General features: G+C 70.9%; 14 protein-coding genes. 5 read left to right on the top strand and 9 right to left on the bottom strand.

Going from position 1 to position 16,699, the window contains the following annotated elements; genetic code table 11:
* Positions 1-202 precede the first annotated feature (202 nt).
* A complete protein-coding gene (gene bldD / locus BWI15_RS13005) occupies positions 203-718 on the top strand; it encodes a transcriptional regulator BldD (RefSeq protein WP_077014558.1) in 516 nt (171 codons plus the stop codon).
* A 495-nt stretch (positions 719-1,213) separates the two neighbouring features.
* On the opposite strand, the gene nusB is transcribed toward bldD, so the two are convergent.
* Positions 1,214-1,624, bottom strand: coding sequence for a transcription antitermination factor NusB (gene nusB, locus BWI15_RS13010; protein WP_077014559.1), 411 nt, complete (start codon positions 1,622-1,624; stop codon positions 1,214-1,216).
* 33 nt (positions 1,625-1,657) lie between these two features.
* Positions 1,658-2,221 carry an elongation factor P gene (gene efp / locus BWI15_RS13015; RefSeq protein ID WP_077014560.1) on the bottom strand — a complete coding sequence of 188 codons (564 nt, stop codon included), beginning with the start codon at positions 2,219-2,221 and terminating at the stop codon, positions 1,658-1,660.
* 139 nt (positions 2,222-2,360) lie between these two features.
* Here efp and BWI15_RS13020 point away from each other — a divergent pair, with 139 nt between their 5' ends.
* Positions 2,361-3,206: a hypothetical protein gene (locus tag BWI15_RS13020; protein WP_077014561.1), complete on the top strand. Its 846-nt coding sequence runs from the start codon at positions 2,361-2,363 to the stop codon at positions 3,204-3,206.
* A 42-nt stretch (positions 3,207-3,248) separates the two neighbouring features.
* Here BWI15_RS13020 and fxlM read toward each other — a convergent pair whose 3' ends face one another.
* Positions 3,249-4,439, bottom strand: coding sequence for a methyltransferase, FxLD system (fxlM, locus tag BWI15_RS13025; protein ID WP_077014562.1), 1,191 nt, complete (start codon positions 4,437-4,439; stop codon positions 3,249-3,251).
* Between the two features lie 288 nt (positions 4,440-4,727).
* On the opposite strand from fxlM, the gene BWI15_RS13030 reads away from it, so the two are divergent.
* Positions 4,728-8,297: a BTAD domain-containing putative transcriptional regulator gene (locus BWI15_RS13030; protein WP_077014563.1), complete on the top strand. Its 3,570-nt coding sequence runs from the start codon at positions 4,728-4,730 to the stop codon at positions 8,295-8,297.
* Between the two features lie 344 nt (positions 8,298-8,641).
* Here BWI15_RS13030 and BWI15_RS13035 read toward each other — a convergent pair whose 3' ends face one another.
* Entirely contained in the window at positions 8,642-9,310 is a 669-nt protein-coding gene (locus tag BWI15_RS13035; RefSeq protein WP_077014564.1) for a helix-turn-helix transcriptional regulator, read from the bottom strand.
* A 671-nt stretch (positions 9,311-9,981) separates the two neighbouring features.
* On the opposite strand from BWI15_RS13035, the gene BWI15_RS38770 reads away from it, so the two are divergent.
* Positions 9,982-10,380, top strand: coding sequence for a hypothetical protein (locus tag BWI15_RS38770; protein WP_143465542.1), 399 nt, complete (start codon positions 9,982-9,984; stop codon positions 10,378-10,380).
* 92 nt (positions 10,381-10,472) lie between these two features.
* On the opposite strand, the gene aroQ is transcribed toward BWI15_RS38770, so the two are convergent.
* Both aroQ and BWI15_RS13045 read right to left on the bottom strand, forming a co-directional pair.
* The gene (gene aroQ, locus BWI15_RS13040; RefSeq protein ID WP_077014565.1) at positions 10,473-10,910 is read right to left on the bottom strand and encodes a type II 3-dehydroquinate dehydratase; all 438 of its coding nucleotides are present in this window, start codon (positions 10,908-10,910) and stop codon (positions 10,473-10,475) included.
* Complete coding sequence (locus BWI15_RS13045) at positions 10,907-11,503, bottom strand: TetR/AcrR family transcriptional regulator (protein ID WP_077014566.1); 597 nt, start codon at positions 11,501-11,503, stop codon at positions 10,907-10,909. Before BWI15_RS13045 ends, aroQ begins: the two co-directional genes overlap by 4 nt.
* Before the next feature lie 71 nt (positions 11,504-11,574).
* On the opposite strand from BWI15_RS13045, the gene BWI15_RS13050 reads away from it, so the two are divergent.
* Positions 11,575-13,584, top strand: coding sequence for a HelD family protein (locus BWI15_RS13050; protein ID WP_077014567.1), 2,010 nt, complete (start codon positions 11,575-11,577; stop codon positions 13,582-13,584).
* On the opposite strand, the gene aroB is transcribed toward BWI15_RS13050, so the two are convergent.
* Genes aroB through aroC form a run of 3 tightly spaced genes read right to left on the bottom strand, consistent with a single transcriptional unit; the run spans position 13,577 to position 16,514 of the window.
* Positions 13,577-14,812 carry a 3-dehydroquinate synthase gene (aroB, locus tag BWI15_RS13055; RefSeq protein WP_237771258.1) on the bottom strand — a complete coding sequence of 412 codons (1,236 nt, stop codon included), beginning with the start codon at positions 14,810-14,812 and terminating at the stop codon, positions 13,577-13,579. The genes BWI15_RS13050 and aroB overlap by 8 nt on opposite strands.
* The gene (locus BWI15_RS13060) at positions 14,809-15,312 is read right to left on the bottom strand and encodes a shikimate kinase (RefSeq protein ID WP_077014568.1); all 504 of its coding nucleotides are present in this window, start codon (positions 15,310-15,312) and stop codon (positions 14,809-14,811) included. The genes aroB and BWI15_RS13060 overlap by 4 nt, the downstream gene beginning before the upstream one ends.
* Complete coding sequence (gene aroC / locus BWI15_RS13065) at positions 15,309-16,514, bottom strand: chorismate synthase (RefSeq protein ID WP_077014569.1); 1,206 nt, start codon at positions 16,512-16,514, stop codon at positions 15,309-15,311. Before aroC ends, BWI15_RS13060 begins: the two co-directional genes overlap by 4 nt.
* Positions 16,515-16,699: the final 185 nt, after the last annotated feature.

Consider the following 16,699-nt stretch of genomic DNA (forward strand, 5'->3'; position numbering starts at 1 on the left):
TTTCCCGCCTCACCGGACGGGTCTTTAAAGGACGTTCGGACCGCTTGACATGGTATCGGAAGTGACACGCCGTCTTGACGCTGGCCTCCAGCCCGGAATATTGTTACTCTGTGTAATCGTGGGGGGTTTCAGCCGGCGGCTCCAGATCCGGAGCGTCGGTCTTCACCACGAGAATGACCACAAGTCGGAGGGAAGAACCAGCGTGCCTAGCGAATACGCGAAGACACTGGGTGGCAAGCTACGCGCCATCCGCCAGCAGCAGGGACTGTCGCTGCATGGCGTGGAAGAGAAGTCCAAGGGTCGCTGGAAGGCGGTCGTCGTCGGCTCGTACGAGCGCGGCGATCGAGCCGTCACGGTCCAGAAGCTCGCGGAGCTCGCCGATTTCTACGGCGTGCCGATCCGTGAGCTGCTGCCCGGATCCGCCAGCGCGGCCGCCGCGGCAGCCGCTCCGCCCAAGTTGATCCTCGATCTGGAGGCTCTGCAGCACCTCGACGCGAGTGAGGCCGGTCCGCTCACGCGGTACGCGGCCACGATCCAGGCTCAGCGCGGGGACTACAACGGCAAGGTGCTGTCGATCCGGCAGGACGACATGCGCACGCTCGCCGTGATCTACGACGAGTCGCCGACCACTCTGACCGAGCGCTTCATTTCCTGGGGCGTGCTCAACCCGGAGGCGAAGGGCGACGTCGACGACGCGTCCGAGGCCGCCGGAGCCTGAAGCAGTACGGCGTGACCAAGACGGTCGGGGCTCGTAGCAGCTTGCCCACGGCCGCCTGCCCGCCCCACTTCACTGTGGCGGGCCCTCCTGAACGATTCGCTGTCACCGGCTGGACGTGCCCGTCGCTCGCCCAGCTGACCCGCGAGTCCTCGGCGCTCCACGGCCGGGGAACCACCTTCGTCGCACGCCAGGCGCACTCCCTGGACCACGCGCCGCGACGTACGGGTCGACGCAGCAGCTGTCAGGACGTAGCACCCCACGCAAGAACCTAGTGAGGAAGAGCTGCACCAAAGCAGCACGAGCCGGCACCGTTCGCGGTGACGACTCGATCAGGCCGGGGCCGTTCCCCCCGCGCCGCACACGGGGACGTCGAATCGGCCCGGCACCGCACCGAGGCGGTACCGGGCCTGATCGTTTTGCTGGGTCGCTGTAGGGGCCGTTGTGCTGGGCCGTCGGGACGGCCCGGCCGGTCGCCCGGGATCCGGGGCGAGCGGCTCAGACGCCGAGCGTCGGCTTGAGCTGGAGCAGCCGGGCCAGCAGCCCGTTGACGAACGCGGGCGACTCGTCGGTGGACAGGTCGCGGGCGAGCGCGACCGCCTCGCTGACCGCGACGACGTCCGGCACCTGGTCGTCGAAGAGCAGCTCGTAGACGCCGATCCGCAGGATGTTGCGGTCGACGGCGGGCATCCGGTCCAGCGTCCAGCCGACCGAGTGCGTGCCGAGCAGGTCGTCGATCGCGGCGATGTGCTCCGCGACCCCCTCGACCAGCGCCACGGTGAACTCGTTCACCGGCGGGTCGTTGTCGGCCACGCGGTCGGCCAGCGTGCCGCCGACGGCCAGGCCGCGCACCTCCGACTCGTACAGCACGTCGAGCGCGCGCTTGCGGGCCTTGCTACGGGCAGACATGTTCGGTTGTCAGCTCCAGCCGAAGACGGGCGGTCAGGACGTGACGCGGCCGAGGTAGTCCCCGGTCCGGGTGTCCACCTTGACCTTCTCGCCGGTGGTCAGGAACAGCGGGACGTTGATCGTGTAGCCGGTCTCGAGCTTGGCCGGCTTGGTGCCGCCGGTGGAGCGGTCGCCCTGCAGACCGGGCTCGGTGTACTCGATGGTGAGCTCGACCGAGGCCGGCAGCTCGACGTACAGCGGGAGCTCCTCGTGCACCGCGACAATCGCGTCCTGGTTCTCCAGCAGGAAGTGGGAGGCGTCGCCGACCACGTCGGGCTGGATCGTCAGCTGCTCGTAGGTCGACTTGTCCATGAAGACGTAGGCCGAGCCGTCGTTGTACAGGTACGTCATGTCGCGCTTGTCGACGTTCGCCACCTCGACCTTGACGTCGGCGTTGAAGGTCTTGTCGACCACCTTGCCGGACAGCACGTTCTTCAGCTTGGTCCGCATCACGGCGCCACCCTTGCCGGGCTTGTGGTGCTGGAACCACACGACGGACCACAGCTGCCCATCCAGGTTGAGCACCATGCCGTTCTTGAGGTCGTTCGTCGTTGCCACGCGTGGGAACCCTTCGAAGATCGATCAGCGGTACACCGGATTGTAGCGGTCGGGACACCGATCGGCCGATTCGTGCGGACCCCCGGGGCCCTAGGGTGGAGGTGGCAGGTCTGTCCGCGCCGCCGAGAGAGGTCGCCCGATGGTCGAAGCGTTGTTGATCCCGGTGATCGTGTTCATCGTCATCACGGTCGTCACCCGGCGGCTCAACGCCGCTGACCGCGGCGGGCGAAACCCTGGTACGCCGTCGCCGCGCGCGCAGCGGTTGATCGCGCGGCTGCAGGCCCAGCAGGGTATCCAGCCGTCGACGTTGCAGGGGCAGTACACCCAGCCGGCCTTCGGCCAGGGCGGTCAGCAGCCGCAGGGCTACGGCAGCCCGGGTCACGCCGGGATGCCGGTGCAGAACTCCGCGCAGATGGCCGGTCTGCACGACAGCCAGTACGCCGGCCCCACGCCGTACGCGGGCGCTCCTCAGCAGGCGATGCCGTTCGCCCAGCCGGGCCAGTTCCAGCCGCCGGCGCCGTGGTACGCACCGCCCGCGCCGGGGCAGCGCGCCGTACAGCCGAAGGTGTCGCAGCGCGATCTCGACCAGCGCGTTCGGGAACTGATGAAGTCGGGCAACGAGGTCGCGGCCGTGCGGCTGCTGTGCGACGAGCAGGATCTCGGCATCATCGACGCGCAGAAGCGGGCGCGGTCGCTGGTCGCACCGGCGGGGACGTCGGGTGAGGGCGCGGCCGGTGACGGTGCGGTCGGGCGTGATCGTGAGGGCGGTGGCTCGGCGGCGGTGTCCGGGTCGGGTTCTCAGGACGGTCCGCGGGAGAGGTACGTCGGGTCGGCCGCGTTCGCGGAGTCGATTTTCGACACCGATCAGGACGACAAGGAGAGCTGGGCCAGTGGCTGGGTCGACCCGCCGGAGCCCGGCGACCGCTCGGACATGGACGAGCTCTGGAAGACCGTTCGCGACCACGGGCGGCCGGGTCTGGGCTAGTCCCAGCGTGGGGTGAGCACTAGCCCCAGCGGCGGGTCAGTACTAGTCCCAGCGCGGCGTGACGACGCAGTTCCTGGTCCGGAAGTGCGGGCCGTCCGGCAGGTCCGTCGTACCGGCTGGGTGGATCAGGAACACCGGGTCGGGCCGGCCGCGTTGCACGGCGTCCCAGGCGCGGATCTGCTCGGCGACCTCCTCCGCGAGCAGCACGGCGGCCGGTCCGTGGGCGCGGACACCGAGCTCGACCAGGTCCCGCTTCGGGCCGGCCTGGGAGGCGAGGTAGGCGATCGTCTCGCCGCGCACGACGGCCGCGCCGCCCCAGCGCAACGCCGGGCGCACCAGACGCTTCTTCACCGCCGCCCGGCTGGCCGACATCACGCAGTACTGCTCGAAAACCGAGGCGAGCCACAGGTCGAGCTGGCAGAACGGCTCCTCGCGATCCAGCAGAACCCGCGTCCACCGCACGACGGCCGGCCCGTCCAGCGAGGGCTTGCCGATGGTCTGGTCCGAGTCCATCCGCAGCACGACGTCGTCGTCCACGACCGGCACCACCCGCCCGTGCTCGGCGCCGGCGCCCTGCATCGACACGAACCCGCAGTTCACGCTCGACCGGCTGCGCAAGGACCCGTCACTCTGCAGGTCCAGCGCGAGCGACCGGGTCTGGCCGCGGATCCGCAGCGGTACGACGATTCGCCCGGCCGGTGCCAACTGGTCGATCCAAGCCGGCGCGATGTCCCCCGCGGTCACCGTCACCACGATCCGGTCGTACGGCGCGCCGGCGTCCCAGCCTTCGACGCCGTCGGTCCGCACCACCCGGACCGCCTCGTACCCGGCCGCTCGCAACGTCGCCGACGCCCGCTCGGTGACTTCCGGGTCGATGTCGATCGTGGTGACCTCGCCGTCCGCGCCGACCAACTCGCTCAGCAAGGCCGCGTTGTAGCCGCCGGACCCGATCTCCAGCACGCGATGCCCCGGCTCGATCCCGGCCTGCTCCAGCATCACGGCGACGATCGCCGGCTGCGACACCGAACTGATCGCCACGCCCTCGTCGTCGCGTTTCATCAGCACGACGTCGTCGGCGTAGGCGACTTCGATGGGCACATCCGGTACGAACACGTGCCGCGGCACGACCCGGAACGCGGCCGCGACCCGATCACTGGAGAGCGCTCCCTGCGATCTCAGCACGTCGACCAGCCCGGCCCGCAGCGCCTCGGCGTACCGAGGATCGCCGTTCATCCCACAGCTCCAGCCCGCACGCGCTGCCCGGCCATGCTGCCCACTGTAGACGGGCGGGGGCTCGATCTGAGCGGTCCGAAGCCCGGTCGCTTCGCTGCGGTCAGCTGTTGGTTGCCTCAAGCAAGAAAGCGTGGTTTTCACCGTGGGTGATCGTTCGGCGACGGAATTCACACCGCCGACCGGCGCCGGGCATGGGAGGATTCCGTGGATGGCGGACCTGGGTGCGGTGGTGAGGTGACAACGCGACGCGGCGACGAGCCTCGGCTCAGGGTACGAGTCCTGGGCCCGGTGGAAATCGTCACGCGCGGCACCGCTCCGACCGTCGACACCCGGCCGGGCGCCGCGCGCGATCCCCTCCACCCGGAGTCGAGTCCCACGCTCGACCCGCACGACCCCGCGCCCGACCCGCACCACTCGGAGCCGGGCGCCGATCCCGACCCGCACCACTCGGAGCCGGGCGCCGCGGCGAACCGGCATCAGGCCGAGCCGCACGCCGGCGTCGGGCCGCGCGGCATCGTCGTACGGCAGCCCTTGGTGCGTGCGCTGGCGGTGCGGCTCGCATTGGCCAAAGGTGAAGCCGTCTCCGACGACGTGCTGGTACGAGACCTCTGGGGCGACGCCGACCTCGCGCGGCCCTCAGCCCGTTTGCGAGTGCTCGCTTCCCGACTGCGCGGTGCGCTGGGCGAAGAGAGCGCGGCCTTGGACCGCACAGCAGCCGGCTTCTGCCTCGACGCCGTCGCGGACGACCTGGCCGAAGTCACCCACCGAGTCGCCGAACTCGAGACCGCCCGGCGAGCCGGCCGCTGGGCCGAAGCGCACGCCGCCGCCGATGCCGCGCTGAACTGCTGGCGCGGCGACCCACTGAACGACCTGCCGGACCTCCCGTTCGTCGTAGCCGAGCAGCAGCGACTCGAATCGCTGTGCGTCGAACTCCGCCTGGACTGGATCGAAAGCGGCCTCGAACTCGGCACCGGCGGAATCGAGGACGAACTCGAACGCCTCATCGGCAAGTACCCGCTGCACGAACGCCTGGTCCGCCTCGCAGCCACCGCCGCCGTCCGCGCCGGAGATCTTCAGGGAGCGCTCTCCCGCCTGGACGCCCTCCGCGAACGCCTGGCCGACGAACTCGGCATCGACCCGTCCCCCGAAACCGCCGCCCTCGAAACCCAACTCCGCAGCAGCGGAACGCTTGGCCCTGCCCACACCCTCCGCACCTCGCCGCGCCCGTCCGTCCCCACTCCCCCAACGCACCAGCTGCCACCGACGATTTCGTTGCCCCAGGCCCACAAAGCCTTCGTCGGCCGAGACCGCGAGTACGCCGAACTGCTGGCGCAGATCGCGGCACCCGAGGCGCTCGACCGGGAGGCCGTGCGTGGCAGCGCGCCGCGGTCGCGCGGCGACGTCTCCGACAGCGGAACCCGGCGGATGGACAGTGCGGACACCCCCGCCGCCGGAGACCAGTCAGTCGACCGGGCGGAGGCCCACGCCGCCGACAGCGAACGGATCGGCGTCATGGGCGACGGCGCCCACAACGGGTCGCGACCCGGCCGCGGCCAGGCGGGATCCCCCACCGACGTAGCGCGAGCAAGCGACACCTCGTCATCCGACGTGGCGCGAGCACGCGGCACCTCGTCGTCCGACGTGGCGCGAGCACGCGGAACCTCGTCGTCCGACGTGGCGCGAGCACGCGGCGGATCGTCGTCCGACGTGGCGCGAGCACGCGGCGGATCGTCGTCCGACGTGGCGCGAGTGAGCGGCACCGAGCCGTACGCCAACGACACCGCGCCGTACGCCCGAGTGGTCACGCTGACCGGCGGTCCCGGAGTCGGCAAGACCCGCCTGGCCCGGGAAGTCGCCTGGCGAGAGGGCGCCCGCGGACGCCGCATCGGCTGGGTGGACCTGGGCCCGTTGGGATCATCGGACAGTCTGGTCGCCGTGCTCGCGGCAACCCTCGGCGTAGACGGAAGCTCGGAAGACCCGCTGGCCCGCTGCGCGGAGGAACTGGCCGGCGGGCTCCTCGTACTCGACAACGCAGAGCACCTCGTCGACAACACCGCCGCCCTCGTCGAGGATCTCCTGAAGTTCGGCGCCGGCACCTCGGTCATCGTCACCTCGCAGCGCCTGCTGAGGATCCCCGCCGAGGAAGAGCGCCGTCTCCGCCCCTTGGCAGCCGCCGCGGCCGCCGAACTCTTCTGCGCCCGCAGCGCCGCCGAGCCCGGCCCCGAAGTGGACGCGATCTGCGCAGCCGTCGACCGCCTCCCACTGGCCATCGAACTAGCCGCCGGTCTGACCCGCACCTTGTCGGTCACCCAACTGGCCGAACGCATCGACAACCGCCTACGCCTCCTGGTCCGCGGCCCGCGCGACGCAGGAATCCGGCACACCAGCCTCCGCGCAGCCCTCGATTGGAGCCACGAACTCCTCGATACCCCGGAGCGAGTAGCCCTCCGCCGCCTGTCCGTCTTCGCCGGCGGCTTCACCGCGGAGGCCGCCCAGGCAGTCATCGCCGACCCGTCGCCTTCAACCGACGAACCGACGAGCCCGCGTACCGACCCCGTGGAGGCGGACGGTCCCAGCACTCCGACCGACAGCGCCGCCCCGAGAGATGCAGCTCCTCGCAGCTCATCGGGCACCCCTGCCACCGATCCGCCATCAGATGCAAAACTCGTCACCGCGGAAGCGAACGCACGTGAAGTGCTGGCGGCCGAAGATGTCGGTGGGGTGCTGGCGGAGCTCGTCGAGCGGTGTGTGCTGACGGTCGAGAGCAGCGCCGAGGGAGTCCGGTTCCGCTTGCTGGAGACCGTCCGCGACTACGCCCTCGAGCGGCTGCGCGAAGCCGGCGAAGAACAAGTCCTCCGTGGCCGGCACGTCGAGTGGTACGGCTATTTCGTACGCCGGTACGAAGGCATGGGCGCACGGAACAACACCGGCGTCGGCGCCGAGGAGGCCAACCTGCTCGCGGCGGTCGACTGGTGCCTGGGCGAGGGCGCGCAGGCCGAAAAGGTGAGCGCGCTCGTCGCACCGCTGTGGTGGTACTGGCCCGGACGTGGGTTGATGGTCGAAGCGTCCGAGTGGCTCGAGCGGTCGTTGGCGGTGCTGCCGCCGGATTCCGAGGAGTACGCCGCGGGGCTGAGCACACTCGCGAGTCTGACCCGCAACCGCGGACTAATCACCGAGGCCCGGACCATCGGGGAGCGCTCCCTGGCGGCCTTCCGCGCGCTCGGTGACGAGGAGCGGGTGACGATCGGCCTGATGTCACTCACCCGAACCTGCCTCGCGGAGGGCGACATGGTCGCGACGCTCGCGCACGCGGAGGAGGTCGAACAGCGCTGCCGGGCCGACGATCGCGTCACCCGGAGAGCGCGCGCCTCGGCGCTGAACTACATGGGCCTGGCCCACCGGAACCTCCGCCGCCCAGCAGAAGCGACCAAGCTCTTCGAGGCCGCCCGGGACCGCTGGCAGGAGATCGAGGACTTCGGCGGCGTCGCGATCGCGATGGAGAACCTGGCGATCGTCGCCCGCCAGACCGGACAGCACGAGTTGGCCCACCGCTGGGCGGTCGAGAGCCTGCGAAGAGCACGGGAGAGCGCGTTCTCGATGGGCATGTGCGGCGCCCTGGAGTCGATCGCCTGCCTGGCGGTCGCCGAAGGCCGCGCCGAGGAAGGCCTACAACTGCTCGCCGCGACCGAACAGCACCGCACCGAACTCGGTCTCCCCGTCCAGGTCCCCGACGAACTCGCCGACGTCGCCCACGCCCGCACCACGGCGTACGAGGCGCTAGGCTCCACCGCGGACAAGATCATCGAGTCGGCCCAGGACCTACCACTAGAGGAACTCGCCGACCGCTACCTCACCTAGCAGCCGCCGCACCCTCATCGCATCCTTCTCGTGCCGCTACACCCGCCGCATTCTTGGACGGTTAACCCGCCAACTGGTGGGTTCGATGCCCGTCTGCACAGGTAGAACCCACCAGCCGACGGGTTAACCGACCAAATGGGGAGGCCCGCGACGTCCTCGCAGGCACGCTGCCCGGCCCGGCGCGCGATCAATCTTCCCGGCTCGGGAGGTGGAGCGGCGCGATCAGGCTGCCATCTCCCGAGCTGTAGTTGAACCCCGCCGCGGACTGACTCGCGAGCCGTGTTCCCTCTCCTCCCGGCGCCACCCTCCAAGCGCCGGGCTGAGAAAGGAAACCTCGGTCGCGTCTAGATCAACCCCTCGCGCAGGGCGTACGCGACCGCGTGGGAGCGGTTGCGGAGTTGGAGCCGGCTGGTGACGTCGTGCAGGACGTTTTTCACCGTGCGTTCCGAGTACGACAGCTCGCGCGCGATCTCCTGCGTGTCCTTGCCGTCGGCAACAAGTCGGAGGACCTGCGTCTCCCGGTCGGACAGGCCGGTGCGGGACAGGCCGCGCGGCGTCAGGACGTGGCGCTGCATGCGCGACACCTGGCCGAGCAACCGGCCGAGCAGGTCCGGCGGCAGGCTGCCGTCACCGGCGGCGGCGGTCTGCAGCAGGTGGACGATGCGATCGGCAGTTGCCTCGGCACGGCGCAGTACGCCGGAGACGCCGAGTTCGACCGCGGTCATCAGCGCGTCGTCGTCGATCGCGCTGCTGATCAGCACGGTCCGGCGGCAGCCGCGCTGCGTCGCCGACCGGAGAACCTGGATCGCGACCGGGTCGAGCGAGTCGGCGGCGATCAGCGCGACCGCTGGCGGGGTGGGGCGCTGGTCGTTCGGCTGCTGGATCCCGGGCAGATCGGCCTCGCTCAGCAGAGCGATCTCCGGCCGCGGCCGAAGCGCGTGCACCAGCCCGAACTGCGAGAGCGGGTCGAGTGCCTTCACCCAGACGGGTATCCGGCGCTGTTTCACGGGCATCACTCCCCCAGAGTGTTGAACGGAACGGATCGCATCCGCAGTCACACAAACCCCCAAGCTCGGTCGATTCGTCGTGGTCCCGGACGCGCTGCCCCTTCAGGCACCTGCCGACGCTCACCGCCGGCCGCCGCGGTCGTGCCCTGTGGTCCCCCGATGGATTCCGCAAGGTCCGACTGCCACAGCCGGCGGTTCACGCCGTTTCCCCGGGACCCCGACCTGCGACACAGCCTGCCCCGTCGCCGTTTCACCGGCGTCTCATGCCCGTTTCCTGCCCTCCCGGCAGCCTTCTCTGCCCGCACGGGCTGCCCAGACGGACAGGCGTTCGGGCAGGTCGGAGGGCTGCACGCACGGACAGGCGTTCGGGCAGGTCGGAGGGCGGCCGCGTCGTCGCCGACGTGCGCCGCTCCGGCGTACCGGCTTCGCTGGTGGCGGCCGGATCGCATTTGGTGGGTCAACCCACAAGATCCACCGTTGACCGGCCGAATTCGGGCCCCGAAACGGCCACCTCGAGGGTCAACCCACGAAACGCCGGAGCGGAGACCAGGCCTCCGGGTCGGACGGCGAAGACCGGGATGCGAAGGGTCGAGGCGGCGACAACGGCGACGGCGACGGGGTGTTCAGGCGAGTGGCCGGCGTACAGAGGGCGTGCCGGGTGTACGGGCGTACGGGGCGTGCCAGGTGTACGGGGCGTACCGGCGCGCCGGGCGCGGAGCGTGCCGGGCGTACCGGCGTGCCCGGCGTGCCGGCGTGCCCGGCGTGCCGGCGTGCCCGGCGTGCCGGCGTGCGCGGCGAGCCGACCGCGCGTGGCGGTCAGCCGAGGGGGCGACGGCAGGTGGTCGGCGCGCCGGGCGTACCCGCGTACCGGCGTGCCGCCGCGCGCGGCGGTCCGTCGAGGGCGGCGACGGCAGGTGGTCGGCGTGCCGGGCGTACCGGCGTGCGCCGCGTACCGGGCGTACCGCGTGCTCGGCGTGCCGACCGCGCGTGGCGGGCAGCCGAGGGTGGCGATCAGGCAGTACTCGCCGACCGACCAGACGATCCGGCCACCGGCGGAGGAGACCGCGACGCCCTGATCGGCAGGTGGGCGTCCGGCGGCCCGGGGCTCTGCCGGCCGTAGGGGACCGCGATCCGGGACCAGGTCCACGACCGGGAGGACCAAGTGACGTCAGTCGAGGGTGGTGATCGCGCGCAGTGCCAGGTGGTACGAATTCAGACCGAAGCCGGCGATCGTGCCCGTGGCTACGGCGGCGACCACGCTGGTGTGGCGGAACTCCTCGCGGGCCGCGGGGTTGCTGATGTGGATCTCGATCAGCGGGGCGGTGCGCTGGGCGCAGGCGTCGCGGAGCGCGTACGAGTAGTGGGTGAAGGCGGCCGGGTTGAGCACGACCGGGTACTGATTGTCGGCGGCCTCGTGGAGCCAGCCGACGAGTTCGGACTCGTCGTCGGTTTGGCGGACCTCGACGGTCAGGCCGAGTTCGGCGCCGGTCTTCTCGCAGTCGGCGACGAGGTCGGCGTACGTCGTCGCGCCGTACACGTCGGGTTCCCGGGAGCCGAGGCGGCCCAGGTTCGGTCCGTTCAGTACGAGTACCTTGCGCGCGGTCACAGGGCAACCCTAGTGCCCAGCGCGGTGAAGGCCTGCGTTGCCTCCGCGACGGCGAGCGGGTGGCGGGCGTCGGCGGTCTGACCGTCGGCGACGGCCTGCCAGTTGCGCTGGGCGAGGATCTGCTGGGTGGAGATCAGATACGCCGCAAGGAGCCGCGCGTCGAGGTCGTTGCCCAGGGCTTCGGCCAGGGCTGCCTCGTCGGCGGCGATGAACTGCTGCAGGTGGGCGGCCAGCGCGGGGGTGCTGAAGACCAGGCGGTAGTAGGCGATCACGTCGGGGTGGTCGTTCAGCCCGGTGACCGGGTCGCGGCGTTCGAGACCGTCGAGGAAGTGCTGGAGCAGCGCCTCCGCGGGCGGCGCCGGCGACGTACGGACGATCCGGGCGGCCTCGTGGGCGTGGTCGGCGAAGCGGTGCAGGACCAGGTCCTGCTTCGTGGCGAAGTACTTGAACAACGTCGGCTTGGAGACGTTCGCCGCCGCGGCGATGTCGGCCACGGACACCTGGTCGAAGCCGCGGGCGAGGAACAGCTCGATCGCGACCTGCGACAACACGTCGTGGGTCTGCTGCTTCTTGCGCTCACGCAATCCGGTCACGGCGCCGACTCTAGCCGAAGTGTTAACCTGGACAAAACATTGACCGAGTTAATCTTTGGGGAAGAGAGCGGATGCGAGGACTGGAGGAGGAACGCCGGTACGCCGACCGCTGCCGCGCCGCCCTGCACGCGATGATCTCCGGCGCGCGGGACAACGTGGTGATCGGCGAGGACACCTGGGGCGACCGCTACACGGCCGAACGCCTCGGGTATCACCTGAAGAGCCTCGCGCGGCAACTGGACGACGAGGCCGGCGGACCGCCGTTCTTCGGCGTGATCGGATACCGGGACGACGAGCAGGCGCAGGAGCATCGGGGACAGCGGTACTACCTCGGTCGCCGGCACATCTCCGACGCGATCGGGCGTCCGCCGCTGGTGATCGACTGGCGGGCGCCGGTGGCGACGAGCTTTTACCAGGCCACCGTGGACGAGCCGAGAGGAGTTGCCGTACGCCGGCGCTTCGGCTGGGCCGGCGAGAACCTGACGAGCTTGGAGGACGAGTCGCTCGCACGGAGCCGGGGCGATGAGCAAGGTGCAGAGCAGAGAGAGCGCGATCCCCGGATCGGCGACGGGGTCGTCGCCGGGATCGGCGGGATCCTCCGGGCAGAGATCGAGCGTCCCCGAGTTGGCCCGATGCGGGACATCGTGGCGACCATCCAGCCGGAGCAGGACGAGCTGGTGCGGGCCGAGCTGGAGGACTCGGTGTGCGTGCAGGGCGCGCCGGGGACCGGGAAGACCGCGGTCGGGCTGCACCGGGCGGCATACCTGCTGTATGCCCACCGAGCCCGGCTGAAGCGCAGCGGCGTCCTGGTCCTCGGGCCGAACAAGACCTTCCTGGAATACATCTCCGCGGTGCTCCCCACCCTCGGCGAGGTCGACGTCGAGCAGACCACGATCGGCGAACTGCTTGCCATCGGCATCGATGCCGTCGACAGCCCGGAGGCCGCGGCGGTGAAGCACGACGCGCGGATGGCCGAGATCCTCCGGAGAGCGCTCTACGACAGGATCAGTACGCCGATCGACGCGGTCGTCGTGCCGGACAGCTCGTACAGGTGGCGCGTCACCGGCGACGAGTTCGCTCAGATGGTCGACGACGCGCGGGCCGAAGCCACGTCGTACGGGCTCGGGCGGGAGCGCGTGATCTCGCGGCTGGTGGCGGCGTTGCAGCGGCAGGCGGAGGCGCGCGGGCAGAACTGCAACGGGATCTGGCAACGCAAGATGGCGCGCTCCGTCGCGCCGGCGGTTGACGCGGTGTGGCCGACGGTGAAGCCGGACGAGGTGCTGGCCGAGTTCCTGAGCGACCCGACCGACGAGCTCCTGAGTGCCGAGGAACGCGCGGCGATCCGGTGGCCGCGGCGACGCAAGGCGAAGTCGGCTCGGTGGACCGCCGCCGACGCCGTGCTGCTCGACGAGTTGAGCGGGCTGACCAGTCGCGTGGCGGGCTACGGGCAGGTGATCGTGGACGAGGCGCAGGACCTCTCCCCCATGCAGTGCCGGGCGATCGCTCGACGCAGTGAGCACGGGTCATTGACCGTGCTGGGCGACTTGGCGCAGGGCACGACGCCCTGGGCGGCGCGGAGCTGGCCGGAGCAGCTGACGCATCTGGGCAAGCCGAACGCGGAGATCGTCACGCTGACGACCGGGTATCGCGTGCCCGCCGCGGTGGTGGCCCTGGCGAATCGGTTGCTGTCGGCACTCGATGTCGACGTGCCGCCGACACAATCATTCCGCAGCGACGGGCGGCTGAGTGTCCAGCAGGTCCAGGACCTGGAAGCGAGCTGCGCGGACGCCGTACGGGCGGCGCTCAAGGACGAAGGCTCGATCGGGGTGATCGTGGCCGACCAGAGGACGGCCGGCCTCGAGTCCTCGCTGCAGGCGGACGGCGTCGAGGACGAGCGGGTGACCGTCGTGCCCGCGACGTTGGCCAAGGGGCTCGAGTACGACCATGTGATCGTCGTCGAGCCGGCCGAGATCGTGGACGCCGAGGAGCGGGGGCTCAATCGGCTCTACGTGGTGCTCACCCGGGCGGTGTCACGGCTCGAGGTGCTGCACGCTCGCGCGTTGCCCGCCGCGGTCAGCTGACTTCGGCGTACGCCGCGACCAGCAGACTCGGGTCCGGCGCCTCGAGGATCGTCGGCTTGGCCAGCGCGTCCAGGATGACGAAGCGCAGCCGATCGGCCCGCGTCTTCTTGTCGAGCTTCATCGCGTCCTGCAGGTGCGGCCAGGCGTCGGCGCGGTACTTGACCGGCAGGCCCAGCGATTCCAGGACCGTGCGGTGGCGGTCGGCGGTCGCGTCGTCGAGCCGGCCTGCAGCACGGGCGAGTTCGGCGACAAAAACCATGCCGATGCTGATCGCAGCGCCGTGCCGCCACTTGTAGCGTTCGGTCCGCTCGATCGCGTGGCCGAGCGTGTGGCCGTAGTTGAGCGCCTCACGCCCGATCGCTCCCCCGGCGGTCGTCGTCCGCTCGCGCAGGTCGGCGCCGACGGTGTCGGCCTTGACCTGGATCGCGCGGGCGATCAGTTCCTCGGTGTGCTCGTACGCCGGGCTGGTGGCGCCCTCGGGGTCCTTCTCGACCAGGTCCAGGATCACCGGGTCGGCGATGAACCCGCACTTCACGACCTCGGCCAGGCCGCTCACGTAGTCGTTACGCGGCAAGGTCTCCAGCGCGGCCAGGTCGCACAGGACACCGGCCGGCTCCCAGAACGCGCCGACCAGGTTCTTGCCCTCGGCCGTGTTGATGCCGGTCTTGCCGCCGACGGCCGCGTCGACCATGCCGAGCAGGGTGGTCGGGATGTGCACGACCTTCACGCCACGCAGCCAGGTCGCGGCGACGAATCCGGCCAGGTCGGTCGTCGTCCCGCCGCCGATCGACACCACGGCGTCGGACCGGGTGAAGCCGGCCTGCCCGAGCACGGACCAGCAGTACGCGAGCACCTCGGCGGACTTGGCCTCTTCGGCGTCGGGGATCTCGATCGCGTGCGCGGTGAACCCGGCCGCGACCAGGTCGTCGCGGATCACGTCGCCGCTCTCCCGCAGCGCCCGCGGGTGGATGACGGCGACCCGCTGCACGCCGTCGCCGAGCAGGCCGGGCAGCTCACCGAGCAGGTTGTTGCCGATCACCACGTCGTACGGCGCGGCCGCGGCGACGCGGATCCGCCGCGCGCCGGGATCCGCCGGGGCGGACGCAGCCGAGCCGGCGACTGCTGCCGGATCGGCGGACGCGGTCGAGTCGGCGGCCGCGGTCGAGCCGGCGGCCGCGGTCGAGCCGGCGGCCGCGGCCGGATCGGCCGATGGGTTGCTGTCGGTCATCCGAGCTGCTCCGCGATCTCGTCGGCGATGTCCTCCGGCGTCCGGCCGTCGGTGGTCACCGTGAACTTGGCGACCTCCGCGTAGAGCGGACGCCGCGCGTCCATCAGGTTCTTCAACTGGGTACGCACGTTGCCGAGCAGCAGCGGCCGGGCGACGCCGAGACCGACCCGCTTCGCGGCCTCACCGACCGAGACGTCCAGAAAGACGACGGTGTGACCGGCGAGATCCGCCCGCGTGTTCGCGTCGAGGATCGCGCCGCCGCCGAGCGACAGCACCACGCCCGGGTCCTGCAAAGCGGCAACGATCGCCGCCCGCTCCAGCTCACGGAACACCGGCTCCCCGGAGTCCACGAAGATGTCCGAGATCGGCTTGCCCGCCGTGGTCTCCACGTCGGTGTCCGTGTCGCGATGCACCACACCGAACTTGGCAGCGAGCAGCGCGGCAACAGTCGACTTGCCCGACCCGGGCGGGCCAACCAGGACGACGATCGGACCGCTCACTCCGTACCCCACTCGCGCGGCTGGATCGTGTCCGGCAACCCCGCCAGGTACGCCCGGTGGTTCCGCGCACTCTCGACCACCGAGTCCCCGCCGAACTTCTCCAGCGACACATCCGCCAGCACCAGCGCGACCATCGCCTCCGCGACGATCCCGGCCGCCGGAACAGCACAGACGTCCGACCGCTGGTGATGCGCGGCCGCGGCTTCGCCCGTGTTCGTGTCGATCGTGCGCAGCGCCCGCGGCACCGTGGCGATCGGCTTCATCGCGGCCCGCACGCGCAGCGTCTCGCCGGTGCTCATGCCGCCTTCGGTGCCGCCCGAGCGACCAGAAGTACGCCGTACCGTCCCGTCCTCGGCGACGATCTCGTCGTGCGCCTTCGAGCCCGGCGTGCGGGCCAGCTCGAAGCCGTCGCCGAGCTCGACGCCCTTGATCGCCTGGATGCCCATCAGCGCACCGGCGAGCTTGGAGTCCAGCCGGCGGTCCCAGTGCACGTAGCTGCCGAGGCCCGGCGGCAGACCGTCGACGACGACCTCGACCACGCCGCCGAGCGTGTCACCGGCCTTCTGCGCGGCGTCGATCTCGGCGACCATCGCCTTGCTCGCGTCCGCGTCCAGGCAGCGCACCGGGTCGGCGTCGAGCTTGTCCACATCCGCGTACGACGGCAGCAGCCCGTACGGCGCCTTGACCGTGCCGAGCTCGACCACGTGGCTGACGATCGTCACGCCGAACGCCTGCCGCAGGAACCGCGCGGCGACCTCGCCCAGCGCGACCCGGGCGGCGGTCTCCCGCGCACTCGCCCGCTCCAGCACCGGCCGGGCCTCGTCGAACCCGTACTTCTGCATGCCCGCCAGGTCGGCGTGACCGGGCCGCGGCCGGGTCAGCGGCGCGTTGCGGGCCAGGTCGGCCAGCGTTTCGGGGTCGACCGGGTCGGCAGCCATCACCTGCTCCCACTTCGGCCACTCGGTGTTGCCGACCTGGATGGCGATCGGGCTGCCGAGCGACAGTCCGTGCCGGAATCCACCGAGGAACGTCACCTCGTCCCGCTCGAACTTCATCCGGGCGCCTCGGCCGTAACCGAGCCGACGACGAGCCAGGGCGTCGGCCACGTGATCCGTGGTGACCTGAACGCCTGCGGGAAGACCTTCGAGTACGGCGACGAGCGCTTGTCCGTGCGACTCGCCGGCGGTGAGCCAGCGCAGCATGCGGCGATTCTCCCACGGCGGCCCGGACCACCGGTCGGCAGTCTCACCCGAGCCACCCGCGACCGGTCACCCCCGAACCGGCCCGGCACACCGAGAACCCGCCGCGCAAATCAATCGCCAGGCCATTCACGAGACCTCGGGGCGCAAATTCGCGGAGCAACCAATACCCGCCATCCGGAAACTAT

It is taken from the genome of Kribbella sp. ALI-6-A, from assembly GCF_001984195.1.
Taxonomy (GTDB): domain Bacteria; phylum Actinomycetota; class Actinomycetes; order Propionibacteriales; family Kribbellaceae; genus Kribbella.

What these genes read in the sequence shown, in the direction of transcription:
- nusB (WP_077014559.1), bottom strand. Translation starts at nt 1,624, where the DNA reads ATGTCTGCCCGTAGCAAGGCCCGCAAGCGCGCGCTCGACGTGCTGTAC.
- BWI15_RS13020 (WP_077014561.1), top strand. Translation starts at nt 2,361, where the DNA reads ATGGTCGAAGCGTTGTTGATCCCGGTGATCGTGTTCATCGTCATCACG.
- fxlM (WP_077014562.1), bottom strand. Translation starts at nt 4,439, where the DNA reads ATGAACGGCGATCCTCGGTACGCCGAGGCGCTGCGGGCCGGGCTGGTC.
- BWI15_RS13035 (WP_077014564.1), bottom strand. Translation starts at nt 9,310, where the DNA reads ATGCCCGTGAAACAGCGCCGGATACCCGTCTGGGTGAAGGCACTCGAC.
- BWI15_RS13050 (WP_077014567.1), top strand. Translation starts at nt 11,575, where the DNA reads ATGCGAGGACTGGAGGAGGAACGCCGGTACGCCGACCGCTGCCGCGCC.
- aroB (WP_237771258.1), bottom strand. Translation starts at nt 14,812, where the DNA reads ATGACCGACAGCAACCCATCGGCCGATCCGGCCGCGGCCGCCGGCTCG.
- aroC (WP_077014569.1), bottom strand. Translation starts at nt 16,514, where the DNA reads ATGCTGCGCTGGCTCACCGCCGGCGAGTCGCACGGACAAGCGCTCGTC.